Here is a 23,619-nt window from a genome sequence, read left to right as displayed (position 1 = left end):
GATTATATTACATCCTCAGATTCCAAAGTCAGCCGGTATCCGTTCTTTCTCACCCTGACAGCAAATCCCCAGGCTTCGGGTGCTTTCCAGGAGGTCTAAATACAAATCAAGCCTCTGATATCTTTGCTTTGCCCATAAAAAATAAAGCGAATGATGATGTATAGTTGTAAATGTATTAGGCTTAATCCGTAACCTTCACATTTCCAAACACGGCCTTATTCCTCGAATCATCCCCCGGATTGCTGAGCGCTATGCCAATATACACCTTGCGATTCATCGGGATCTGAACAGTTCCAACCGTCTGCCAGTTATTCCCGTTCGTCGAAATAGCCCCTTTAAAGGTATTTCCGCTTCTGGTCAGCTTTAGCCATCTTGGAGCCGAGGCAGCCGCAGTATGGTCGACCATATTGCCCGCGGTCTCTGCACGATACTGGAAGGTTGCCCCATTCTCGGGGGTAAGCATCATATCTGCGTGCTTCGAATTATGACCCAGCGACTCCCGAATCATAATGCCGGCCTTGGCCCAGCCGTCCAATCGGCTAGTGGACTGCACTTTAACAATAATCTCCGCATTGCCGCTCACGGATTGGTATATATAATTCAGTTGATCTCCATTTCCCCAAATATCCGTAGAGCTGCTGCTGAGTGTAAATTGCTTATTGGATGAACTGTAGGTAACGTTCCCCGGCATGGAACCGATATTTCGAGCCTTCCATCCTGCTGGTAATTTAGCCGGATAGTCTTGTTCTACCGGAGGCGTCCAGCCTGGCGTCGGCCAGGTTTCACGTTCCTTGATATTGGCCAATTCATCTTCTGGCCAGGCCCCGTAGGCAAAGAACGACAGGCGCTTCACGTCCGGATAATTCTCGCGGATTCCCTTGTAAATCTCCTGATATTGATCATCAGTCCAGTCATTATCCAGTGTGGCAACAATCTCCACGTCACTGCCACTGATCCGGTCGCTCGTATCCTTCAGGATGCCGTAGGAAGTGCTGTATACCCAATCACTATTGAACTCCCAGTCATCAAAGTACGCCATCGGTGCGACAAAGTCGATATCATCTTTAAATTTGGCTACATTCTGTCCAACCTCTGTAAATTCCGGCGGCAAAATATACACACCGAGATGCACATCCGGATTTGAAGATTCGGAAATATCCTCACGGATATCGCCTACATACTGTCCAATTTGTTCAGTTCTCCATTCATTCCACTGCTCACGCTGAGGCGAATCCGTATCGAAGTCAATGCTGAGCGGGGAATACCCGAACTGCGCCTGATACTTCAGGGCCGTGTAATCACTGACGTCCATGTTGTAATTGTCGAAGCGGATCCAGTCTAGCACAACACCGTCAACAGCATAATTCTCGATCACTTCCTGAATGATGGAACGCTCATACTGCTGCACTTCGTGGTGAATCGGATTGACGAAGTATTCGTTGCCGTTAGAACCTGTGAACGGAGTCTGAACCCCGTTAACCAGCGCTTGCATCTGCCATTCATCGTGAGCAAGGAAGGCTTGCTGATCATGGAACTGGGGAATCCAGGCATGAACCTTAATTCGTGCAGCATGGGCTGCTGTAATGACAGCCTGCAGGGCATCGAAATTCTCGTAGCCTTGCGCGATCGGAGCGATATCACTCTGATAAAATACACTTCCAGACGGAACCTCATCATCTTCATCCTGCTTCACGTTCATGCTGATGACATCGACACCGTAGCTTGTGGACAGCTGGATGAAATTATGGACATCCGCCGTATTCTTAAACTGGTTTACGGTCCGTACAATAACTTCCGTTTCAAAAGGGGGATTACTCTCCTCATCGGCCTTAGCCGGCACGGAACCACCTACTATCGAAGAAACCAATACGAAGCTTAACATTGCTATGCATCTCGATCTCAGCGCAAATGCCATAATATCGCCTCCACAAGTATAAGATTTCATAAAAGTCTTATTTCATCGCGTTGATTTTCTTGACATTCTCCTGCCATTTTTCGGTTCTGAACTCAAGCAGCTTATCCAGCCCCGCTTTTTGGGTGTTCTTTTTGGCTGTCTCCAGTGCCGACAATACCTCTTCATCCGACTTCGCCTGAACCATTTGTGCGTAAGCAAGGGTATAAATATCCCCGACATTCTGTGCGATGATGCCAATCTCCGTATCCGGAAGCGGATCGGTATTCACAAATTCCGTAATGTCCAGCGCGGTTTTCCAGGTCACCGTGGACTGCGCCACTGTCTCCCATGATTTCTGGTTCGCGGAAAGCAGCGCCTCTAAGCTCATTTTCGCCGTATCAATAAAGGTCGTATTTCCCGCCCAGTTAAAGTCCTCGAATTTTCTCATCGTTTCGGTACGCTCGTTAGCAGGAGTCGTCTTGTATTTCTCGTTCGGAATTGGTGCTCCGTCTGCGTCCTCCTCATCCCAGTACAAGCCTTTAGGACCGAAGAAAAGCACCTTCTGTCCCTCCGGACCCGTAATCCAGTCAAAGTAAGCGAAGATGGCCTCCGGATCCTTGGCCTTTTTTGTAATGACACTGACGTTCCAACCCAGCGTCTCGAAACCGCTTACAAACACTTGTGTTTTGTCTAGTCCGGCTTTATGAATCGGCCAAATAATTTCATAACCGCTGTCCGGATTGTTCGCAGTCAGTGCACGGTGTCCCTCGGCTCCATACGTAGTGATATTGGATTCGACCATGACCGCTACCCGGCTGGTATTGACCTTTTCTTTGACCGCATCCTGGGTTTGCTGCAGTGCATCCTGCGTAATCAGCCGTTCACGATAGAGCTTATTGATATACAGCACCATCTCCTCGTAAGCGGGATCGTCCAAGATAGATGACAGCTTGTCGCCTTCCGGATATCCCATGAGTGAAATGAACTTACTGGTGGAGTTCTCCTTAAAACCGCCATACATAATTTCCAGACCTGCCCCCTTCTCGCCAACCTCCAGAGGTACAACATCCGGATACTTTTCTTGCACCAAGCGTAAATATTGATACAAATCATCAAAGGTCTCCAGCGCCGGTCTGCCGAGCTCATTATAAATATCTTTATTCACCATCCATCCGCCGTTGCCGAATTGCCCGGATGTATACCAGTTGGGGATTTGATAGATTTTTCCGTCATCTGAACGGAGCAAATTCAGGGTGGATTCCTTCACATATTTCTTGAAGTTCGGATACTTGTCATAGTAATCATCCAGCGCAACAAGTTGCCCTGCCTGCACCAGCCGTTCCACTGAGGATCCCCGGTCAGTAAAAATGACATCCGGTAAATCACCACCGACGATCATCGTGTTGAGTTTTTCTCCGGCCGCACCTCCCGATTGAATCGGTTCAACAGTAACCTTACGGTTCTCTTGAATCCATTTTGTCGCCTCATTATCCCCCCATGGTGATGTAGTAAGCCAGTCGTAATTTCCATAGAAGCTGAAGGTGACGGGCTTAATCCCGCTGCCGTCATCAGTGGTGACCTCAGTATTCAGATTTTTCTCGCTTGTGTTTGGTGAAGTGTTAGAATTCCCCCCTCCGCTACAGGCAGCGAGAAGAAGCACCAGCGAAGTCAGCAGAAGCGATACCCATTTCATACGATTGCCCATTCTTTTCCCTTCTTTCTACATAATATGGAGACTGCTATTCTTTCAATGAACCGATCATTACGCCCTTAACAAAGTACTTTTGGAGAAAAGGGTACGTCAGGATAATCGGAATAGTAGCGATCATCATCGTAGCCATGGTCAGTGACTTCGTAGTAATCGTCCGATTTCGGTTCATATGATCCAGCGCGATGGCATTCGATGAACCAATTTGGGTCATAATGTTGGAGTTCATAACCTGCCGCAGCAGGGTCTGTATAGGAAGCAGTTCGTCCTTCGTAATATAGATCGCTCCCGTAAACCAGTCGTTCCAGTAACCGACCGCAGTAAATAAAGCAATCGTGGCCAGCACCGGGCCGGAGACGGGAATAACGATTCGGAAGAAAATGCCGTAGTTACTGCAACCGTCGATTTTGGCCGATTCCTCCAACCCCTCCGGCAAAGCGTTGAAGAAGGTGCGGATGACAATCATGTTCCAGACGCTGATGATGCCGGGGATAATCAGAACCCAAAAGGTGTCCAGCATACCCAAAGAGCGAACTAGTAAATAACTAGGGATGAGCCCTCCACTGAAGAACATCGTAATCATGAAGAACACCATATATTGTTTTCGAAAAAGCAATGTTTTCTTGGACATTCCGTAAGCTAACAGGGCCGTGAAGAAGACGGACAATGCCGTGCCGCCGAGCGTTCTAAGAATGGTGATCAGAAAAGAATTCAGCAGGCGATGATCCTGAAACACAATATAATAATTTTCCAGGGTAAATGCTCTCGGTAACAAGGTTACACCGCCGAGCGCCGTATCGCTCCCTAGATTAAAGGAAATGACCAGCGCGTTCCAAAATGGGTACAGCATAAGTAGCGCCAGCAGCGTCAAAAGGATATAAATAGTCCGCTGCATGATTTTGTCGCCCAGGCTTAGTCTCATTGTTCACCTCTCCTAAAAGGTTTATGGAGCATTACTTACAGTCGATACATCCCAATAAAACTTGCATCGGAAGCATTCGCTATGAGTAGTAGTACCTACCAGAGACTAACATCTGCCCGGCGCGCGATTTTGTTGGCCATCACCAGCAGAATGACACTGATCACCGCTTTGAAAAGCCCTACCGCTGTCGCATAAGAAAATCTGGCATTTAATATCCCCACACGGTACACATAGGTGTCGATAACATCGGAGTAGGGTCGCAGGATTGGATTGGTTGCCAGCAGCAAAATGTCCTCGAAGCCCGCACTAAGCAGACTGCCGATGGCAAGAATCATAAAGATGATGATAATGGGGGTAATGCTGGGGAGTGTAATCAAGTGAATTTGCTTAAATCGGCTTGCTCCGTCTATGGAAGCGGCTTCATATAAAGTCGGATCAATGCCTGCAATCGCGGCCAGATAGACAATGCTCCCAAATCCGACCTCCTTCCACACATTTACACTTACTAGAATAGACCAGAAGTATTTGGGTAATGCCAGGAAGTTAACTGGCTCCCCTACCAGATTGAATCGCTCCAGCACATAGTTTACCGTTCCGTTGTCAACAGATAACAGCGAAAATACAAAACCGGATACAATAACCCAGGACAGGAAATACGGTAAATAGCTGACGGTCTGGATAACGCGTTTAAAGCCCATATTACCGATCTCATTCAGCATTAGTGCAAGAAGAATCGGTGCTGGAAAAGAGATAATCAATTTAAGCAAGCTAATCACAATGGTATTTCGCATCACATTCCAGAACTCCGGTGCCTCGAAGAACATTCTGAAATGCATAAATCCAACCCAGGGGCTCTTCATAATGCCGCCAAAAATATCGTATTGCTGGAACGCCATAACCACGCCATACATCGGAATGTAGCTAAAAATGAATACAAAGATAATTCCCGGCCAAACCATGGACTGTAAATCCAATTGACTGGTGAATTTCTTCCATCTACTTGGTTTCTCGGCCGTGTTCATCCGTTTTTCCTCCTCTGGACGATTCTAGTGAAACAACGGCAAAAACGCTTTGTTCTTCTCCAGCATTTCATCCAGCAGCTGTTCAGCTACGGTGACCGAAGGCACGAGCGGATGATGAACCATAGCCTGCAGGGCTATATCCCGGTCTCCATGTACAGCCGCCTCGATGGTGAGGCTCTCGTATTGCTTGACCGCGGCCAGCAGGCCTTTGACGGGCTGCGGAATTTTGCGCAGCGGAATCGGCAGCGGACCTTGTTTGGTTACCAAACAGTTCACCTCAATGGAGGCATCGTCCGGCAAGAAGTCAATCATTCCGTTATTCCTTACATTCAACGTCTGGATATCACGGGAATCATTATAAATGGAGCGCATCAGCAGCACTGCCGCCTCCGAGTAATAGGCTCCACCACGCTGCTCCAGCTGCTTTGGCTTCTCCTTTAGCTCTACGTTCCGGTACAGCTCAAACAGCTCTTCCTCCACCTTCTTCACTACCTCAGCGCGCGATCCGGTCGTTGCTGCTGCTTCCTTCTGTTCCGCAAGCATCGCGTCCGTCATGTAGTAATAGCTCAGGTAATAAGAAGGGATGGCTTTCAAAGCATTCAGAAACCGGTGGTCCCAGGAATCAAACGGCACATTACTCGCCTTGTAGTTCTGGGGGTAATCAATGAGCTCCTGTAGCTTGCTTTTACCGTCAATTACGATATCGGATACCCAGTGCAGATGGTTGATGCCGACAAACTCCGCATAGATCTTCTCATTAGGAAGTCCGAAGAACTCAGAGAGCCACTTTTGAAAACCGATCGGCGAGTTGCATAGGCCCACGCTTTTTACCGATGAATATTTGTGAACAGCCTCAGTTACCATACCGGCCGGATTCGTAAAATTCAGCAACCAGGCATCCGGAGCTAGCTCCTCGATGTCCTTGCAAATATCCAGAATAACCGGAATGGTCCGTAGGCCTTTCATCATCCCTCCGGGACCCGTCGTCTCCTGACCGATGACATCATATTGAAGCGGAATTAATTCGTCCCATTTTCTCGCTTCCAGCATACCTACCCGGATTTGAGTGCAGATAAAGTCTGCTCCGGCGATGGCCTCCCTGCGCTCAAGCGTCTGGGTCACGGTAATCGGCAGTCCGGACTCAGCAATCATACGCTTGCTTAATTCCGCAATCGTATGCAGCTTCTCCCTTCCCGCCTCAATATCCACCAGCCATACTTCGCGGACGGGAAGCTCTTTATGATGCATGATGATGCCTTCAATAAGCTCAGGCGTATACGATGAACCCGCTCCGATGACAACGAGCTTCAAAGTCTCCTTCATAATAATAGCCCCTCCTTACCCAGTGATAGACGATCAAGAACCTCCTGATTCACACTCACACCGCTGCTTTCCATTGCCAAAACGACCGCGCCTACAACCGGTTCCCGGGTTAGAGTCCTTAAAGTGCCATTTGGAGCCGAATGCTTCACTCTCTGTTCAATGGCCCGCCGGATGATGCCTGAGCGATCCCCCTTGGTCAATAGGCTGCCTGCAAGTACGATGTCAAAGGAATCCTCCACCATAGCCAAATGGCGGATTGTCGATACCGCTGCCAAACCGAGCTCATCCCCTTGCTTGGTTAGCAGTAGGGTGGCAACCTGGTCTCCTTCATCTGCCGCTTGAAACAGCAGCTCAGCAATCTGGGGAGGCAAGTCTCTGGAATGATCCAGGTAATCCTCCCTTAACTCCGAAACACTGGAATAGCCCAGCAAATGAATTAAGCGTTCGCTTAAGACAGTCTCTTTCTCTCTTCCATCATCCGCCCGAAGAACGCTACGGAATACCTCAATACTTAGATCATAGCCGCCGCCGAAATCACCGAACCGATAGCCAAATCCACCACATTGGTATGTAACGCCTCGCGGATTTTTACCGGCGCAGTTCACTCCCGAGCCGCAGATCAGCACGATTCCATAATTACTCTCTGTACCTGATCGCAAGGCAATCCAGGTATCGCAGGAAATCTCAGTTCGTGGAAGGCCAAGTCTGCGGATGATTGGTCGTAAAATTCGAAAATCGGATTCTCTGTCCGCTCCAGCCAGACCGAACCAGGAATACTCCATCTGATCCTTTGTCAGCCCCGACGCTATAATCGCTCCCGATACAGCCTGTTGCAAACTGTTCTCCGCCTGCTCACGATTGTTTTGATGATTCCCGTTCCCTCCCTTGCCTACACCAATGACCGTTCCCTGTTCATTTGCAATCATTGCATAAGTTTTGCTGCCCCCTGCATCGACTCCCAAAAAGTACTTCACAGTTCGTTTCACTCCTAATATTTAGGTTAACCTTACAGATGCGGTGGATTCACGCACGAGAAGCTGAGGAGCGAGCTTCGTTACAACAGCTGGCATCACCTCCCCATTGATTAATTTCATCAGCAAATCAACACCAATGCTGCCCATTTGCGCCTCAGGCTGTCTGACTGTCGTCAATCGGGGATAAAATTCACCTACGAACTGCTGATCATCAAAGCCAACTACTGAGATATCCTGAGGTACCAGAATCCCCTCCTCACGCAGGGCTTGAACAACACCTAAAGCAATAAAATCGTCTCCTGAAAAAATGGCTGTCGGCAGCTTATCTTCACGGATCCATCTCTTGGCCACCTCATAACCGCTACTTACCGTAAATCCGCAATATTCCGTGCCGAAAGGCGTTAGTCCCGCTTCATCCAGCGCCTGTATATAACCCCGCTTCCGCTCCGCTACACTCAGGAATACCGAAGGGCCACCGATATAAGCGATCTGGGTGTGTCCAAGACCAATCAAGTGCTTGGTAGCTTCATACCCCCCTTGATAGTTATCGACGACGACACTGGGAACATCCTCATGATGGAGCTGGTTATCCAGCAAGACAAACGGAATATTTTTTCTTTTCAGCTCCTCCACATATTCTTTTTCCTCAAGCGGAGATAACAGGATAATCCCGTCAACGCGGTCCTTCTGAAACAGGAAGTTAACGCCTTCATCCTCATTCTCGGCTATCGACAGGGCCAAGAAGTAACCTTGTTCTGCCAGCTTACGGTTCACCACGCGAATCACGCGGTCATAGAAGGAGTCGTTAAAGTTGGTAATCGACATACCGATAACTCCCGTCTTGCCACGCACGAGACTCCGCGCCGCTGAATTGGGCTGATAATTTAATTCCTCCATAGCACTCAGCACTTTCCGCCTATTACCTTCACGTACAGAAGGTGAATTGTTAAGAACTCTGGATACGGTCACTACAGAGAGCCCCGACCTTTTGGCTACATCATGAATGTTCATCTAAGCTTCTATGCCTCCAAGTTCAATAGTTTAAACGTTATAACTTTTAGGGAAATAAAAAAGGACTAACTCTTCTCGCCACAACTACGTCCTGACTGATAATAGAACATTGAATGTCAGTTTCATCTTTATCGAAAGTATCAAAATGATTTCAAAAGTTTAAAGGTTTTAACTTTAAGATGATTTTACAACCATTCCCAATATCCGTCAATCCATAAAATGTAGTCAAATTTAATATTCCGGACACTACAAAAAACCTCCCCACACCCCTAAAGGTGGAGAAGGCTTAAACGCGTCACTTCCGAAGACATGGCCAGCTATATTTTCAGCTCCCCAAGCTTAATCAGCTCGACAACCGCTTGTGAACGGCCTTTAACGTTTAGTTTTTGCATTACATTGGAGATGTGGTTCCGAACTGTTTTTTCGCTGATAAATAATAAACCAGCGATATCACGAGTCGTTTTGTCCTGCACGAGAAGCTCGAAAACTTCGCGCTCACGATGAGTCAACAGAAATTTGCTGTGGTGTTCGTTCCCCTTCAATGGTGTGAACACCGTATTTTTACTGGTATTATCTATTCACTTTTTATACCTTTAAAGCACTCATAATCAGGATTAATTCAGGCCTTGTCACTAGATGAATCCTTCCCTATCTTCTCTAATCCCGTAAGTTACTCTCAAGTTTAACACCAAAAATAGCACCAATTTCTCTCCATTCACGAGAGGGATTTTGTGTTAGAATTTCTAAGATAGACCAGACATGATTATACATAAAAATCGTTACATACTTGGAGGGATTTTACTTGCTACACGATTACTCATTAGATTTAGCAACAGAAAAAATTCACCACCCTAAAACAAAAGAGTATTTTCAAGAAGTAATTAGTTCCTACAATAATCGAAATTACAGATCCGCCATTGTTTCTCTGTACACCGTTGTCATCACTGATCTCATATACAAACTGAAAGATCTGGTTGACCGTGAGGAAGATCCGGGAGCTAGTAGGATACTGGAGGAGGTTGAAGCAGAACGGACTAGCGATAGCCAGTTATCAAAATGGGAGTATACTTTAATAAAAAGAATCTCTGAGAGAACAAAATTATTAGAACTACATGACATAGCGAATATTAGTGCTTTGAAGGATCACAGGAACTTGTGCGCACACCCAAGCATCACACAAGATGATCTCCTTTTTACACCTAACAAGGAGACCACTAGAGCTCACATAAGGAATATGCTCGAAGGTATCTTAACAAAGCATTCGATGTTCACTACTCAAGTTCTTGATAGCATTATCCTCAAGATTCCGGGTATATTTGATCAATGGGTCGGTTTTGGAAACGATACTGAGGGAGCATATGAAAGAGTTATTATAAAACGATATCTTCAGTACTTGAATGATGCTACCGTAAAGAAACTTTTCCGAACTTTATGGAAGTTTACATTTCGCTTAAACAATGAAGAATCTGAACAGAATAGAAACGTAAATGCAGTAACACTCCAGATTCTTCAAAAACAATTCCCCCACCTTGTATATGACGCTATGAACGGAGAAAGAGAGCACTATAGTAATATAGACTGGGAAAATCCATCGTTATTCTACCTGACCCAGTTTTTTCAAAAGGCTCCTAGGCTCTATCATCTCCTAGATGAAGACACACGTAAGATATTTGAAGAACGAGTCTCTAGCAGACTAGGACTATTTATTGGATCTTGGTTTATTACAGCTAACCCTGAAGATCATCTTCAAAAGGTAATTGATAAGATGTCCCACTTAACAACGCCATTTACAAATGATTTTAGAAATATCTCGGAACTTACCCAAGTAGCCGGTATGCCTGGTGAATTTAACAAATTGATAGTTCGTAACTTCTCCAAAAGTAGCAGTTATAGCCAATCATATGATTTATATCGCCAACAGGTGAGACCGGCATTAAAGGATTTTAATGAGGAAGATTATGAGTACTTGTTTTCATTAATGAACGAATCATCACAAATTACTGGTTTGTTTGATCTTTCTACTATTATTGCTGAGATTCAAGAAATTGCTGAGGAAACTATTGGTCATAAACTAGATATTTCAGAATATAGCAAACTAAAATAAAAAAAAGAGCATGGATTTTCATCCGTGCTCTTTATCTACTCCATCAAGCCACTTTATGAAAACATCTCTAGATACCTTAATTAGCCTTCCAATCCTAACTACATGAAACTGACCAGAATTACATAATTCATAGGCTTGATTTCTCCCTATTTTTAAATACCTCTGTATGTCGGACACTTCTAATACCGGGGGGAGTTTTTCCTTTTCCGTGGCATCAATCATTTCATCACCTCGATTTATCATACTGTTGAAAATGGTTGTCTTATGACTTCTTATTCCCTTCAATATTTCTTGATCCCTTCACTTCCTTAACCACCTGTATATTAAGGTTCAATGCGATCTTGTAGAACGCCTTCCACTTTAGTCTGTAATAGGTCGTCTCTCCGATTGGAGGATCAAAAACATGATTGAATACCACATAATCAAAATCACAATCAGTATTAAGGTACCTTTCTGAGATCAATAAACGCTCTCTTCTAGGAAGCTTACCAACCGCCCTTTCAATTCTTTCACAATAAGCCTTGCGAGCTGCCGGTTCATCAACATTATAAATTGCGATGTTTGATGTCTGGTCGCTAGTTGTTCCTGTGAAGCCTTTTGGAGAATCTGACCAGGATGCTGTTGTTTGTGCCTCTCGTTCTTCAATCAACGTAGATTTGAATATTCGGTACTTCTCCAATGCCGCCTCTACTGCAGCCTGCGTTCTCTTTCTATCCAATTCTGGTAGTTCAAACGTAATCTGTGTCACTCAATCACCTCAATCTATAAAGAGAGTTCCCCGACCGAAGCCGGGGAGTGTACCATCTTAGAACGGCAGATCGTCGTCACCTTCAGGTATCGGCGGACCGTTTTCTTCATCCAACTCTTGTTGTTCTTGTTGTTCAGTGTCTTCTTTCTCGCCGTCCAGATCTTCGTCTTCATGCTGTTCTTCCTGATCGTCAGCTTCCTTTTCAACGTCCTCTTTCTGATCGTCTTCTCTTTCTTCGTTCTCGTCTTCCTCTTCAGCCACCGCAGCAGCCTCTTCTATCGTCATCTGACCGGAGTCAACACTAACCGAGCCATCTTTATCAATCGTTCCGCGAACACCTTGATGCGTATGTGTCGGGGTATAATCATCTAGATCAGTTTGCGAGCTGCTGAAGCTTACGAATGCAACACCTGTACTTTTAATGTTCCGCAAGATAGAAACCTGCTCGTCTGTGATGTTACCGTCTATCGTTAAAGTAATTACGTCCTCTTTAGCACCGAATTTAATGTCCTTGATCTTTGTGGTTACGCTGGTTTTCATTTATAATTGCTCCTCTCAAATTTGGGTTTAATGGTGTCACCATATCTTCGGAATGCTCATTAATAATCATCTTCGTCTAACTCTTCAGCCACTCTACGATTTTCTTCTATAAATCGGTCATATATTTCTTTGGTTAAGCCTTTATTTTCAGTTGTAATAGCACAAGGACACGCTTTTTCCCAACACAAATGATAGTACCCACAGCCGTGTTCAGCTTCAATATCATCAAATTTCTCTTGGCTAATCATCCATTTTCCCACCTTCTATTACATCGTCGTTGCGTCAATCCGGTCCCCAAACCTTGTCTTTGCCGCAACGTAGGCAATAGCTGTGCCAAATGCCTCTCTTATTGACGGTCTTATGTCCTAGCAATTTGCAGATGATTTTACGCATGGATGCTTGCCCCTTCCTACGCCGTAAATGACACTACTAAGCGTGATATTTACCGCCTCTGCCCTCTCTCGGGGGTAAATGATTGTCTTATCCTTTACCTGTGTCATGACTGTGCCTCCCTACGCTTGGATTCGCACTGAAAACAATAGTTCTTGAATACGTTACCTTCCTGCTTAAACATATATCCGTTTTTCAATGCACCGTTCATACGGTTATCAAATCCAAGTGGAATGTCACTATCTGCTATAACTTTTTCTTTTTCGCAATCGTCGCAAATCACTATTGTTCGATAGGTCTTTATTTCATCTGTTCTGAAGCTCATGCCTTGTCGCTCCCTTCCTTATTTCCTAAGGCTGCCAATCGACAAATAACAATATCTTCATCTTCGAACCTCTGAAAAAATTCATCCAGCGTACATTCATCAAGCTTGCCGTTTGCTCCAGCAGATGGTTCGGAAGTTATGACCGTCTTTCCATCCATAACTACCGAATAACATTGGAATACTGTGGTGTTATTTTGAAGATAGTTCCAAACCTCTTCTTTGCTTGCCGTGAACATTTCGCAATCAGCTGTGTTAAAAATTCCATATTCTTTGGAATGTTGCTGGGCTATGGTCTGCTGTGCCTCTCTCAAGTCAATTTTTATCTCGTTGATACGTTCGGCCTGTTCTGCTGCGAATTGCTGTTGCCGTTCGGCACTTATCTGAAGACCATTGATAAGCACATTCGCACCAGCCAATTCTTTTGTTTTTTCGATAAGTTGTTGTTGTGACTCTTCTAGAGCAGCCAGCAATAAATTGAATTCCCCTACAGTGATAAGTGCTGCGCAGTCAGGGTGCTTATACTCATGAAGTCGCTTCTTCTCTTCTATCCGTTCTGGTGTCATGCTCATAGCACTTTACCGCCATGTCGTTGTGGACGTGTTGCGTTGTACGCCATCTTTTCATTAATTGCTTGTTCCAGATCAATTGCATACCGACCACATGCATCAAATACCCTAATCACAATATCCGCTAGTTCAGACGGGATGCCACAAGGCTTCCAATATGGGGTGTGTTGTACAAGTGAAACAGCCTTATGTCCCGTATCTTTATCCTTTGCCTCATACCAAGCTTCGACAGGTTTCTTGCCGTTTCTAAAGTCCTCCAGTGCCTCCGAAGCCTCTGAATGAATCAGGGCAATGATTTCCCCGAAGCTCCGATCTTCTTCCCACCAGCCTTTGTCTACAGCATTACAGTGTGCTTCATTGACAAAGTGATTGATTGTTCCAGGTGTGCAATAGACCAACTTCCCTTTAACAAATCCGTTTGCGTAACCCTCACAAAATGCCATGGCTAAAATACAAACTGTTTCAGCATCACCATATTTGTAAATGGTATCTTGCGTAACTCCAAATTCAGCCAACTCATCTACCATTTCCGGTGTAACATCAACTAAAATATAGGCTTCGTCACCGCCATTTTGCTCTACTACTTCAAGACTGTTGAGCACATTTAAAATTGCTTGATTATTCATCGTTTATCTCTCCTTATGGGCTATGTCCTGATTCTTTTTAAATCTCTTAAGCACATTATTTTTTTGAAAGTGCGAACGTACTAGGTCATTATGGATATCTTCGTAGGACCCTAAATTCACGAAAAAATATATTCGCAACTTTTTTAAGAGTTGCCCCGATAGTTAGGAGGAATATCAAAGGCTGAAAAAAATTTAAGCTACCACTTAAAAAAAACGCCTAGATTCTTGTATATTTCTATGAATACAAATTCACTGAAAATCCAAAGGAGGAACGACAATGGTTCATCAAAACCCAAAATACTTCGCTTTATTTGTCAGAGAATTTCCGGATTACCAAAATCTCTATGATTTATGGCAAGAAGCAGTTGAATCGAACGATGTACGGAATCAAGCTCATGTAGCAGAAAAACTACGTAACACCATGCTTGTAAATGGTTGGGGTTAGATATGGTAGCTGAGAAAACTCCAACTGCCCGCCCCCCGCCTAGCTATATCCGAAGGCGGATGCCCTAACGGTACAGGTTCTGGCGGTCCTGACTATCAGATCCAGATGAGCTATAGCCCTACTGGTGCGAACAATACCGTTGTTGCCGAACTTCCCCCGCCAGTGGAGTATTCACTAGTAATCAACAATGATCTCTCTCATCTTGGATACACCGCCTTGATTTTGTGATTGACCTTGCTCATAGGTCTTTTCCGTCTCCGCCGGATCTCAGCAAGAGCACTACTTTTATAAATTGGTGCAGCTCCGTCATCGTTATAGGCAATCTCGTAAAGCTGTCCAAGCGTTGCTTTCTTCCAGTTCACCCCTGCACCTCCCTAAAATAAGAACTGTTGTTCCTTAAAATAGGTGTGACTGTCCGCCGCCGCAGGCTTCCCTAGGCGTTTGTTCGTTTCTGGTTTGTTTGTATTCTTGGGCTTCTTCGGTGGTTTAGCTGCCGGACTGACGATCGACCAAATGACTTCCCTTTGATAAGGTGTATAGAGGTCTAAGTTGCCTCCGTTTTGGACTCGGTACACCGCCTCAGCGATCTTCGCCATAATGTAGGCATCCGTCACGTTGTCACTTTTATGAGAGTAACCGAAGTGTTCAAAAACCCCTGCAGCCACATGAGCTTTCTTCTCGGATCCTTCCAGCCGCCTCTTCTTACCAGCCTCGATTATCCACCCAGTAACCCCAACGTATTTTTTAACCGTGTTTGGCATTAGGAATACCGGCTTTATCTTCCTACGGTGGATCATATATCGCAGTACACCGTGTATCATCCCTGTGGTGATTCCCCTCTGGGTTCCCGGTGCTGCATTCTCCATTACTGCAACATCGTCCGGATGCAGGTGGTTGTATAGGCTGTGCCCGAGGTTAGCCAGTTGCTCCTCAGATATGCCTCCAGGAACCGTCTTTCCCGTTCCTCTCAGATCTTCTTCAACCAAGACATTGCCCACTTCATCCAGTGCCACAAATCCTGTAGTTGTGGCGGGATCCACTCCAACAAATCTCATGCCCTCACTCCCTCCGACTCCAAGGGATCAAAGGAATAATTCCCATGTATTTCACGCGTTCTTGGTAGCCTATTCGCTTAGCATAGTATTTAGCTGTTTCCTGCCTGATCTCTAGTGAATGAACCGCACATACTGGCACAAGAGCCCATGTGAGAGTTCCCACCTCTTTACAGTCTGGCATTTTGCATGATTCCATCTACTAATTTCCTCCCTTCAATCGTCTAACCAAGCGGAGAGATTAACCACAGCCTTTTGCTTCTCATTTTGAGATACTATCGGCTTCACTGGCGGTGTTTCCGGATCAGACGGTGTGTTTATGACTCGTGGTTCTATTGCCGTTATATCAGGCTCAGATTCGCTAGTGATCGGTTCGTGCTCTTGAACTGCCCATCCGAGAGTCTTATAAATGTCCCGTAGGCCAGGAAACAATTGAACAAGCTCACCACGCCGATACTCCAATAACCTTTGCTCCACAAAATCATAGGTCCGCTGAAGCTTGGCCTTTTCCTCCGGATCAATAAGAGGATCCTCCAAGATCACCGCTTTCTCTACTAGCCAGCCAAGTGATTTTTGATACCCTGCCTCATCGGTTATTCTTCCGTTGCTGCTCATGTGCTTTCACCTTCTCCGCCAGCTTGTATTTATCATCAGGCGTTAAATTTACGAATCTACCAATATCCATTAAGAAGGCCATTTCAAAGGTTCCCGTTCCAATATCACGACCTTTGGCAACTATGAATTCTACAATGCCTTTCTTTGGGGTATCTGCGTTGTAATAGTCATCCCGGTAAAGGAAGACCACTACATCAGCGTCAGACTCAATGTTTCCCGACTCTCTCAAATCCGACATCATAGGTCGTTTATCCGGTCGCTCTTCACATTTCCGACCAACTGCTGAAATAGCAACCACACAGACATCAAGTTCCTTAGCGATTCCCTTTAGTTCTTTGGTGATGTACCCAACTTTTTCAGTGTTCTTCGAAAAGTTTTGTTCCGTCTCTATGAACTGGAGGTAATCGATATATACGATGATTTTAGGATGCTTTTTTCGCAGCGCTTTGACCTTTCGGCGGATGTATTCGACTGTAGCCCCATGTTTGTCATCGATGTATAAGCTACGGCCCGTGATGATAGTGATCGCTTTGCTATAGGAATCCCAGTCGTTGTCTGACATCATTCCGGACTTAATCCTTTTACTCTTGATCCCTCCGACAGCAGATACAAGTCGCTCCACAACTTTCAAGGAGCTCATTTCAAGGGAAAACATTACAGCGGTCCATCCATCAGCCGTCACAGCATCAATATCGTTCATGACGTATTGAGTTTTACCAATGCTGGGTCTTGCCCCCCACACCTCTAAATCACCTTTTTGGTGACCTCCGCTAAGCTGGTTGATATCTTCACAGGCCATCCTTGCTCCAGTAATCCCACTGATGCTGGCACGAGAAGCAACTGTATGAGGGTGTCCTTCCAATAAAGAAGACACATGGACAGGACCATCTTCGTCTCCTCCATGTTGCAGCTCTGCAAGCTCAACCATCTTGGCTTGTATGTCTGCTACATCCCCACCACTTGTAGCGATCTGCTTACCAAGCTCCACCAAATCAGCCTGTACCCTATCGACACGTACTGCTTTTTGATAATAGGCAAAGTTCGAGGCATGGGGAGCAGATTCTCTTAGTTTGACGAAATGAGAAATACCACCGATCTGCTGCAAGTTCTTACCCCACTTATTTGCAATCAGCACCATGTCGAAAGGGTTCGAAGCTTCTTTAAAATGCTCCTTCGCATACTGCAGAACAGTGAAAATCTTTCGGTTATGCTCTTCTTCGCTGAAGTCATCTTTGCTTAAATAACAGTCGTCCATTAACTCTGGATCTTTCAGCAGAGCCCCTAGCACAGCACGCTGGGCTTCAAGGTTCATTGGCATTCACCTTTGTTTTGGAAAATAGTTGTTCAAGGTGCTTTGCAACACGTTCAGGCATTGGTTTCACATTTTCTGTTGCGTGATACTCCATCAACTCTAAAGTGGCCAGCTCTTGCTCCTGGCGTTGAATCTCGTAAATGGTCAACGGCTGATGTAAATCCTCACGGATCACATCTGCAATTCGTGGAGCAAAACGTGATGTGGCTATATGATCTCTAAGATTGCGCTGTGCTCTGTCATAAGGAATCTCTTGAAGGAATAAGTGCCAGACCTGAATAACTTCATTACTAATTGCGAACTCAGGAAACGCCGTTTTGATTACCGCCAGTAAGCTGGAGGTCTCCTGATTGTTCATGTGGCATCCCTCCTCCTTGACTGAACTGTTTCAGTAGCTCCATTTCCTCTAGCTTCTTTTGCTCTTTGGTTTTAAAGGTGGGCTTTTTCTGATCCTTTTTGATCCAGACACGAAGAGTCTTATTATGATCCTTCTTGTGCTGGCTGGGTTTCTTATTGCTTTGCCATTCATCCAAAGCTTCTATCGTGTCATCTACTGTTGTTTTGCCGAATTCTTCACAGAGCTTTTTATATTGTTCTTGAGTAAGAAATACATTGTCATGAAATTTGATCTTTTCAGAAGGGATGTCCATATCTTTAATCTCTTCTTTCTTTAAAGTTTTCTTTTTAGTTATCTTGGGTGGAGAACTCTCCCCCACTAATGGGGTACTACTCTCCACCACCGTGGGGTATGATTCTCCACCACAAGGTTTCTTTACTCTTGGTGGAGAATAGTCCCCCACAATCCATTGATCATAATTTTTATTGAAGGATAAAGTTCGTGGCCTTGCTCCATGTCCTTCTTTTACTACTAGTACAACTTTCCACTGGATCAGCTTTGCTAGTTCTACCTTCACACCTTTTATATCAGCCTCAATTGCTTCTGCAATAAAAGAGGCAGCTAATTGGTGTGACTTTCGTTTGAATCCATATGTGTATCGCCATACAATGTCGATTATTGAACGTTGAATGCCATTAAACCGTTGCCTAGCTACTTGCTCCAAAATCTCATGAGCAATACTTGTATAGCCGTTTTCAGTTTGCGGACTTGCCATTTACCTCACCTGCTTTAAGATGGTAATCCGACATCTTGGTTAATGATCTGCAAAAGTGCAATGCGCTGACTAATCAACTTCTGATTGTCTTCCTGTAACTGACCAACCTTCCTAGCGAGTGTGGCTATCTCCTGCCCAGCATGCCCTAGATCTGCGAGCATTTGCTGTTCACGTCGTTTATAGTCATCGAGTTGAAGCGTTGCGATTGTTAACCGGTCCAACAATTTTTTGTTATGTGAAAATATGATAGTCATTTCAAACTACCTCCAAATGATAATGAGTTCCTTCTATATATCCACGCTCCCGAAGTGCTGCTTTTACAGTCGCTTCTGCCAACGCTGGCATATTGTTACTGCTTGATAAGTGAGTAAGATAAATGCGTTCACCTTGCCCTTTAATCAGCTTCTGGAGTGCTGCTGCTGTTTGCTCGTTGCTTAGATGTCCAAGATCACTTAGCACACGATCCTGCACACTGAGCGGATAATTAGATTCTCGCACCATGTCACGATCGTGATTGGACTCGATGATATAAACGCTACCTTCCATCATCTCTAGCATTTCGAAATCTACCTTTCCGGTGTCAAAGACCACACAAGTACGTGGACCATCGTCTGGTTCAATAGCATATCCAACAGGCTCATAGGCATCGTGATGGGTTTTAAATGGGTAGAGGTGCATGCCATCCAACCCAATCATTTCATATCGCCCGAAACGTGTTTCTGCGACCCGCTGAAGTCTTTTGTCTACTCCGTATATGCCTTTCCACTCTCCATCAGTAGCCCATACGGGAATATCGTACTTATTAGCAATTGGTAAGCCTTTTATATGGTCACCATGGGCATGTGTAATGAAGATTGCTGCGATACTATCTGGGCGTATACCAACTTCCAGAAGCCGCTTTTCGATCTTCGTCTTGGCAATGCCTGCGTCTATCAGAATGGTCTTTCCGGATTCCGTCAAAGCGATGCAGTTACCAGCGGATCCGGTAGCGAGGATATTAACTTCCATCAGGTTTAACCCTCCGATCGTTTTCTTCCCGAATGTCGTTGTCAGCAAGCATCATCGCAAAGTTAGCGATATTGGCACAGCGGCGGCGGAATTCCTCGTGAGACCCGCACGACCACAACCGCCGGAAGTTCTTTTCAAGTTCATTTTTGAGGAATAACTGAGTGGCATTCTCCCACCCACCTTTATCCTCATTAGCGCGCAACTGCTCTTCCATTAGTACAGTGAATCTAGCAACTTCCTTTCTGAGTCGAGGAACCCGTACATCAACCTGCTGGGTAAAAAGAGCAACTCCTTCACCAAGGTGGTAAACTCTCACGGAATCACGATCAGCTCCCGATCTCACACCTATTAATGTTTCTGATTCATTGATGTATGCTGCAAGATTAGGTCTTTCTTCAAAAGCCTTAGCTGCTTCATCTACAAAAGCCAGATGTTCCGGATGAATCTGCTTCATATTGCTCGCTCCCTCTTCGTCTTCTCCTGCCATTCCTTATCGAAAGTACAATTCTTTGCTGACCACTCGTAATGTCGCCTCCCGAGTACGAATGATACGAACTTACCTGACGCTTGCTCGTAGTACACTCCGTTCAGAACTTCAACTACTGGAGCGCTGAGATCAATACTGCCGAACAAGTCCATTTGCTCGATACTTTCGTGCTTTACGATCACCGCCGCCTCCTGTCAGCTCTCCATAACAGCGAGGACACACGCGCTTTAGTTTGATATATTCCTCGTGTCCCGGATTGATCTCGCTGCCACAGAACTCACAGTCTGGGCAGCGAACGTGTATTTCTACTTGCTGAACATCATTCCGGGAGATCATCGTCTTGGGCTTGAGCCGCTTGCATTTCAGCAATTTGCAGGTCCATCGTCTTGTTTAACCCAATCAGCTCAGCTAATGTAGGCTTGTCTCCTTTGATTTTTACATTGCTGGAGATATATGCAGCTATATCTTCCGGTTCAGTTATCCCAAGCTGACTAAGTTTCTTCTTCATTTCGTCTCGCGCTTGTTTCAACTTGGCTGCTTCATCAGGCTTATCTCCACCGTTGGATAGCGGCTTCCCTCCAGCAGTAATCACTTCCGGTTCTGAAACATTATTTTCAGTGGCTTCTTCTGTGATATCTCGGCGAGTAAGAGGATCATATGACGGTGCTGCAGTAGCTGCATTCATGGTTTCCATACCTTCTTCCACAACAGCGGCGATATCATATTGAGCCTTAATTGCCCGAATACCGACGTGTTTTTTGAACATATCCGGGTCAATAGTTCCGTCATCAAGCTTCCAAAAGTTCGGGTTTTTCTTGACCCATTTCCCTACCTCAGCAGCGTCCATGAGTACGATGACGTTCTTTTTACCTGATCTTTTAGCAATGGCATAAGCACCAACAGCTTTGCCTCGTGGGAATTTGATCTTGTGCTTAATGGAAGTTATTAAGCCCTCTTCATCTGTTTCTGCCTCAAAGTCATCCGTTTCGTTATCGCAGATAACTTGAGTAAAGACTCCTTCATATCCTTCAGACTCTTGTGCCTTGGCATGATAACCTTCGTAAGATACGCGAATATCAATGGTGTCTCCGTAAGGAATAGCAAATGCATGTTTTAAAGAAGGATCAAGTTTCATGCGGTTCATTTGGTACATGAACAGGTTGAACTGCGGGATAGACAGTTTCTTACAGAGTGTTTCTTTCATTGTCAGGAGCTCAGGCAATCCGAATTCTCCGATGGCTTGAATTTGGGAAAGGTCAACTTTCTGGATCTGCGTATCTGTTTTGCTCATATGTTATTTGCCTCCTATTTGATATCTAATTTTTGATCTTCAACTGCTTTAACAAGAATCAGCTGACCTTTTGGCTGTTTGATGCGAAACACGCTTTCGCTGTCATCCACTGCTAACGGTGCTATGATCTCACCCATCTCACTGAGGACTGCGGCTAATTCAATACCAGCATGAGCACGTTCTGAACGCGAGAGTTTACTGTATGGCTTGTTGTCACGTTCTATCTCGAATTTTGGTTCACGTTCCCCTGTGCTTTTAATCTCCTTAAACAGGCTTATAGTAAGTGTGGTAAACATCCCCTGAACCTTTGCGGCTTGAAGTTCTGCTTCTTTTGCCTCGTATGCCTTGAGAGCCTCAAGGATAAAGATGCTGTCGTTGCGGCTTGCGAGTGTATCAGTTTCCTCAGATCGTGCTTTATCCAGATCGGTTTGTAGTGGTGCGCGAATGCTTTGGGCGTGAATAGCGGTCGCAGTTACGTCTCTTAGCTTTTCAAGAGCGTTGCGCTGCTCAATCAACTCAGATACATCAATCAGCTCTACCGATGCAAGATTTGCCTCAATTGCCTTTCGCTCTGTTACAGCCTGATCGTGTTCGGCACGAAGTGGCGCTTTACGTTCTTCTTTATTGGCTTTGACAGATTCGATAGATTCAAGATCAAGAGCCCGTTTGCATGTGGGGCATTCTTCTGAGATAACTTCACCATGAACTTTCAGATAACGTTCCTTAGCCGCTGCTACCTTCTGTTGTGCTGAGGCAAGAGAACTCTCAAGAACCATGCGTTTACGCTTTGGTTCATCTGCCAGTTCAATCTTTTGTTGTAAGGCTTCTATTTGCACGTACAGTTCGGCATCTTCTGCCTTCACTGCTTCGATATCCGTTGGTGCTTCCGTTAGTTTTAACAGTTGGCCTTCTAGCGCCTCAACTTTGCCTTGGGCCCGCTTATATGCCGTGTCCTTGTCTGCTTTGTTCTTCGTATGGATTTCTTTGAGTTGAGGTCTGATATGTTTCTTGGTCAACTCCTGTAGCTTCGCAGCTTGCGGGTTAAGTGTGATGTCTTTAAACTTCTGTTCAGGAGCCAACCGGCTCATTTCCGCAAATACTTCCTTGGCTGCTGGTGGAGTTGTAAATCTCATCATCAATTCGCGTTGCTTGCTCCAGTGCAGAGTATAAAAGTAAGTCGGATTAAAAAGGGATAAGAACAGATCTCTATCAAACAGGGATTTAACAATTTCTTCGAAATCTCCAGCCTTTGCCGGAACCTCGTTAATGTAGTAAGTAGCCTTGTTTTTCTCAATTCCGCGACCTAGAAGGAACTGATTACCGTCCACTTCCAGCAGCAGCTCTGCCTTAACAATGTCGTATTTGTAGTTTGTCGGTGTAGGATCAAGCTTGCTGCCTAGTACATCCGTGCCGTATAATGTCCATGAAATGAGTTCGAGGATTGATGATTTCCCTTGAGCGTTGTCTCCCGTGATCTCTGTTCTCTCGCCAAAGGTAACGATGAGGTCACGGTGAGCTTTAAAATTGTGAGCTGTTGCCGATATGATTTTGATAAGTGTCATGTACTTTTTCCCTCTCTTTCATCTATTTTTGTGGTCAAAACCCCGATTTTGGCAAAAAAATAATAGACCTTCGAGATTTCACCTAGTTCCAGACCTGCCAATTAAACCTTGTTCACCTCCCTTTACTCCTAGTTGATCTCCTATCTTTCGCAAACCTAGAATCACTAGGGTAGCCTATGTTCACCTTCTGAGCAGGTACATGTCCCTCTAGGTTTTTGTTTGCAGCTTGCGGATCGTATCCTATACTTTGCGGCTTTCCGTATTTACCAAACAGTTCCTTGCGTTCCATAGCGTGAGCCGTACGGCAATGATTGACTGTGATTACATCACCTGTATGACCACAATTTGGATAAGGGCATCTGACAGTGCTGCAAATGATTACTGTCATACGCACACCGCTAGTTGTTCCACAGGTGTTGCCCATAAAGTTAGTACAGCATCACGATGTTTGCGGCGTTCCTTGATAGCAAACTGTTCAGTTTCAACATCACCTCGCCATTGAGCGTCTTTCTGAACACTTAGCCAGTAAGCCATTTCTTGGCGATGAAATCTGAGAGTATCTTTTCTTTCGTTCATATCAAC

General features: G+C 45.2%; 32 protein-coding genes. 2 read left to right on the top strand and 30 right to left on the bottom strand.

All coding sequences use genetic code 11. The annotated features are described in order from the left end of the window. Positions 1 to 181: 181 nt before the first annotated feature. The 8 genes from NSQ29_RS01590 to NSQ29_RS01555 all read right to left on the bottom strand — a co-directional run bounded on the left by NSQ29_RS01590 (position 182) and on the right by NSQ29_RS01555 (position 9,396). Complete coding sequence (locus NSQ29_RS01590) at positions 182 to 1,915, bottom strand: family 10 glycosylhydrolase (RefSeq protein ID WP_341124215.1); 1,734 nt, start codon at positions 1,913 to 1,915, stop codon at positions 182 to 184. A 37-nt stretch (positions 1,916 to 1,952) separates the two neighbouring features. Continuing rightward, the gene (locus tag NSQ29_RS01585) at positions 1,953 to 3,599 is read right to left on the bottom strand and encodes an extracellular solute-binding protein (protein ID WP_339798410.1); all 1,647 of its coding nucleotides are present in this window, start codon (positions 3,597 to 3,599) and stop codon (positions 1,953 to 1,955) included. Positions 3,600 to 3,633: 34 nt separating this feature from the next. Beyond that, on the bottom strand, positions 3,634 to 4,524 hold the full coding sequence (locus NSQ29_RS01580; RefSeq protein ID WP_042191442.1) for a carbohydrate ABC transporter permease: 891 nt from the start codon (positions 4,522 to 4,524) through the stop codon (positions 3,634 to 3,636). A 95-nt stretch (positions 4,525 to 4,619) separates the two neighbouring features. After that, positions 4,620 to 5,546, bottom strand: a complete 927-nt coding sequence (locus NSQ29_RS01575; RefSeq protein WP_042191444.1) for an ABC transporter permease — start codon at positions 5,544 to 5,546, stop codon at positions 4,620 to 4,622. A 24-nt stretch (positions 5,547 to 5,570) separates the two neighbouring features. Continuing rightward, positions 5,571 to 6,869 carry a 6-phospho-beta-glucosidase gene (locus NSQ29_RS01570; protein ID WP_341124214.1) on the bottom strand — a complete coding sequence of 433 codons (1,299 nt, stop codon included), beginning with the start codon at positions 6,867 to 6,869 and terminating at the stop codon, positions 5,571 to 5,573. Then, positions 6,866 to 7,843, bottom strand: coding sequence for an N-acetylglucosamine kinase (locus NSQ29_RS01565; RefSeq protein WP_341124213.1), 978 nt, complete (start codon positions 7,841 to 7,843; stop codon positions 6,866 to 6,868). Before NSQ29_RS01565 ends, NSQ29_RS01570 begins: the two co-directional genes overlap by 4 nt. 21 nt (positions 7,844 to 7,864) lie before the next feature. Next, positions 7,865 to 8,854 (bottom strand): LacI family DNA-binding transcriptional regulator, encoded by a 990-nt coding sequence (locus NSQ29_RS01560; RefSeq protein ID WP_341124212.1) that lies wholly within the window; start codon positions 8,852 to 8,854, stop codon positions 7,865 to 7,867. 317 nt (positions 8,855 to 9,171) lie between these two features. Then, positions 9,172 to 9,396: a helix-turn-helix domain-containing protein gene (locus NSQ29_RS01555; protein ID WP_019908812.1), complete on the bottom strand. Its 225-nt coding sequence runs from the start codon at positions 9,394 to 9,396 to the stop codon at positions 9,172 to 9,174. A gap of 260 nt (positions 9,397 to 9,656) precedes the next feature. Here NSQ29_RS01555 and NSQ29_RS01550 point away from each other — a divergent pair, with 260 nt between their 5' ends. Next, positions 9,657 to 10,958, top strand: coding sequence for a hypothetical protein (locus NSQ29_RS01550; RefSeq protein WP_341124211.1), 1,302 nt, complete (start codon positions 9,657 to 9,659; stop codon positions 10,956 to 10,958). Positions 10,959 to 10,976: 18 nt separating this feature from the next. Here the strand turns inward: NSQ29_RS01550 and NSQ29_RS01545 are convergent, their stop codons facing one another. From NSQ29_RS01545 to NSQ29_RS01515, 8 genes are all read right to left on the bottom strand, one after another. Beyond that, positions 10,977 to 11,201, bottom strand: coding sequence for a helix-turn-helix domain-containing protein (locus tag NSQ29_RS01545; RefSeq protein WP_341124210.1), 225 nt, complete (start codon positions 11,199 to 11,201; stop codon positions 10,977 to 10,979). Positions 11,202 to 11,220: 19 nt separating this feature from the next. Continuing rightward, positions 11,221 to 11,706 carry an ArpU family phage packaging/lysis transcriptional regulator gene (locus NSQ29_RS01540; protein ID WP_341124209.1) on the bottom strand — a complete coding sequence of 162 codons (486 nt, stop codon included), beginning with the start codon at positions 11,704 to 11,706 and terminating at the stop codon, positions 11,221 to 11,223. A gap of 57 nt (positions 11,707 to 11,763) precedes the next feature. After that, a complete protein-coding gene (locus tag NSQ29_RS01535; protein WP_341124208.1) occupies positions 11,764 to 12,246 on the bottom strand; it encodes a hypothetical protein in 483 nt (160 codons plus the stop codon). Between the two features lie 59 nt (positions 12,247 to 12,305). Then, positions 12,306 to 12,494, bottom strand: coding sequence for a hypothetical protein (locus NSQ29_RS01530; protein WP_341124207.1), 189 nt, complete (start codon positions 12,492 to 12,494; stop codon positions 12,306 to 12,308). A gap of 34 nt (positions 12,495 to 12,528) precedes the next feature. Beyond that, positions 12,529 to 12,639, bottom strand: coding sequence for a DUF1660 family phage protein (locus NSQ29_RS31490; protein WP_445739151.1), 111 nt, complete (start codon positions 12,637 to 12,639; stop codon positions 12,529 to 12,531). 103 nt (positions 12,640 to 12,742) lie between these two features. Then, complete coding sequence (locus NSQ29_RS01525) at positions 12,743 to 12,961, bottom strand: hypothetical protein (protein ID WP_341124206.1); 219 nt, start codon at positions 12,959 to 12,961, stop codon at positions 12,743 to 12,745. Beyond that, the gene (locus NSQ29_RS01520) at positions 12,958 to 13,530 is read right to left on the bottom strand and encodes a hypothetical protein (RefSeq protein WP_341124205.1); all 573 of its coding nucleotides are present in this window, start codon (positions 13,528 to 13,530) and stop codon (positions 12,958 to 12,960) included. Before NSQ29_RS01520 ends, NSQ29_RS01525 begins: the two co-directional genes overlap by 4 nt. Then, complete coding sequence (locus NSQ29_RS01515) at positions 13,527 to 14,153, bottom strand: hypothetical protein (protein ID WP_341124204.1); 627 nt, start codon at positions 14,151 to 14,153, stop codon at positions 13,527 to 13,529. Before NSQ29_RS01515 ends, NSQ29_RS01520 begins: the two co-directional genes overlap by 4 nt. A 277-nt stretch (positions 14,154 to 14,430) precedes the next feature. On the opposite strand from NSQ29_RS01515, the gene NSQ29_RS01510 reads away from it, so the two are divergent. Next, positions 14,431 to 14,598 carry a hypothetical protein gene (locus NSQ29_RS01510; RefSeq protein WP_341124203.1) on the top strand — a complete coding sequence of 56 codons (168 nt, stop codon included), beginning with the start codon at positions 14,431 to 14,433 and terminating at the stop codon, positions 14,596 to 14,598. A 197-nt stretch (positions 14,599 to 14,795) separates the two neighbouring features. On the opposite strand, the gene NSQ29_RS01505 is transcribed toward NSQ29_RS01510, so the two are convergent. The 14 genes from NSQ29_RS01505 to NSQ29_RS01440 all read right to left on the bottom strand — a co-directional run bounded on the left by NSQ29_RS01505 (position 14,796) and on the right by NSQ29_RS01440 (position 23,613). Beyond that, positions 14,796 to 14,960, bottom strand: a complete 165-nt coding sequence (locus NSQ29_RS01505; protein ID WP_341124202.1) for a hypothetical protein — start codon at positions 14,958 to 14,960, stop codon at positions 14,796 to 14,798. Positions 14,961 to 14,972: 12 nt separating this feature from the next. Further along, a complete protein-coding gene (locus tag NSQ29_RS01500; RefSeq protein WP_341124201.1) occupies positions 14,973 to 15,653 on the bottom strand; it encodes a hypothetical protein in 681 nt (226 codons plus the stop codon). Positions 15,654 to 15,657: 4 nt separating this feature from the next. Further along, positions 15,658 to 15,849, bottom strand: coding sequence for a hypothetical protein (locus tag NSQ29_RS01495; protein WP_341124200.1), 192 nt, complete (start codon positions 15,847 to 15,849; stop codon positions 15,658 to 15,660). 17 nt (positions 15,850 to 15,866) lie between these two features. Continuing rightward, complete coding sequence (locus NSQ29_RS01490) at positions 15,867 to 16,265, bottom strand: hypothetical protein (RefSeq protein WP_341124199.1); 399 nt, start codon at positions 16,263 to 16,265, stop codon at positions 15,867 to 15,869. Further along, positions 16,237 to 17,577: a replicative DNA helicase gene (locus tag NSQ29_RS01485; protein WP_341124198.1), complete on the bottom strand. Its 1,341-nt coding sequence runs from the start codon at positions 17,575 to 17,577 to the stop codon at positions 16,237 to 16,239. Before NSQ29_RS01485 ends, NSQ29_RS01490 begins: the two co-directional genes overlap by 29 nt. Then, positions 17,567 to 17,935: a replicative helicase loader/inhibitor gene (locus tag NSQ29_RS01480; RefSeq protein WP_341124197.1), complete on the bottom strand. Its 369-nt coding sequence runs from the start codon at positions 17,933 to 17,935 to the stop codon at positions 17,567 to 17,569. Before NSQ29_RS01480 ends, NSQ29_RS01485 begins: the two co-directional genes overlap by 11 nt. Beyond that, on the bottom strand, positions 17,880 to 18,689 hold the full coding sequence (locus NSQ29_RS01475; RefSeq protein WP_341124196.1) for a replication protein: 810 nt from the start codon (positions 18,687 to 18,689) through the stop codon (positions 17,880 to 17,882). Before NSQ29_RS01475 ends, NSQ29_RS01480 begins: the two co-directional genes overlap by 56 nt. A 14-nt stretch (positions 18,690 to 18,703) precedes the next feature. Then, the gene (locus NSQ29_RS01470; RefSeq protein WP_341124195.1) at positions 18,704 to 18,943 is read right to left on the bottom strand and encodes a hypothetical protein; all 240 of its coding nucleotides are present in this window, start codon (positions 18,941 to 18,943) and stop codon (positions 18,704 to 18,706) included. Between the two features lies 1 nt (position 18,944). Continuing rightward, positions 18,945 to 19,697, bottom strand: coding sequence for an MBL fold metallo-hydrolase (locus NSQ29_RS01465; RefSeq protein ID WP_341124194.1), 753 nt, complete (start codon positions 19,695 to 19,697; stop codon positions 18,945 to 18,947). Next, positions 19,687 to 20,151, bottom strand: coding sequence for a hypothetical protein (locus tag NSQ29_RS01460; protein WP_341124193.1), 465 nt, complete (start codon positions 20,149 to 20,151; stop codon positions 19,687 to 19,689). Before NSQ29_RS01460 ends, NSQ29_RS01465 begins: the two co-directional genes overlap by 11 nt. After that, positions 20,148 to 20,366: a hypothetical protein gene (locus NSQ29_RS01455; protein WP_341124192.1), complete on the bottom strand. Its 219-nt coding sequence runs from the start codon at positions 20,364 to 20,366 to the stop codon at positions 20,148 to 20,150. The genes NSQ29_RS01460 and NSQ29_RS01455 overlap by 4 nt, the downstream gene beginning before the upstream one ends. 137 nt (positions 20,367 to 20,503) lie before the next feature. Beyond that, on the bottom strand, positions 20,504 to 21,475 hold the full coding sequence (locus NSQ29_RS01450) for a recombinase RecT (protein ID WP_341124191.1): 972 nt from the start codon (positions 21,473 to 21,475) through the stop codon (positions 20,504 to 20,506). Positions 21,476 to 21,489: 14 nt separating this feature from the next. Next, positions 21,490 to 23,037, bottom strand: a complete 1,548-nt coding sequence (locus NSQ29_RS01445) for an AAA family ATPase (protein ID WP_341124190.1) — start codon at positions 23,035 to 23,037, stop codon at positions 21,490 to 21,492. A 384-nt stretch (positions 23,038 to 23,421) separates the two neighbouring features. Continuing rightward, positions 23,422 to 23,613, bottom strand: a complete 192-nt coding sequence (locus NSQ29_RS01440) for a hypothetical protein (protein ID WP_341124189.1) — start codon at positions 23,611 to 23,613, stop codon at positions 23,422 to 23,424. Positions 23,614 to 23,619: the final 6 nt, after the last annotated feature.

Origin of the sequence: Paenibacillus sp. FSL F4-0236 (assembly GCF_038000135.1) — a bacterium.
Lineage (GTDB): Bacteria > Bacillota > Bacilli > Paenibacillales > Paenibacillaceae > Paenibacillus_AQ.
This window is presented reverse-complemented; position numbering and strand designations above follow the sequence as displayed.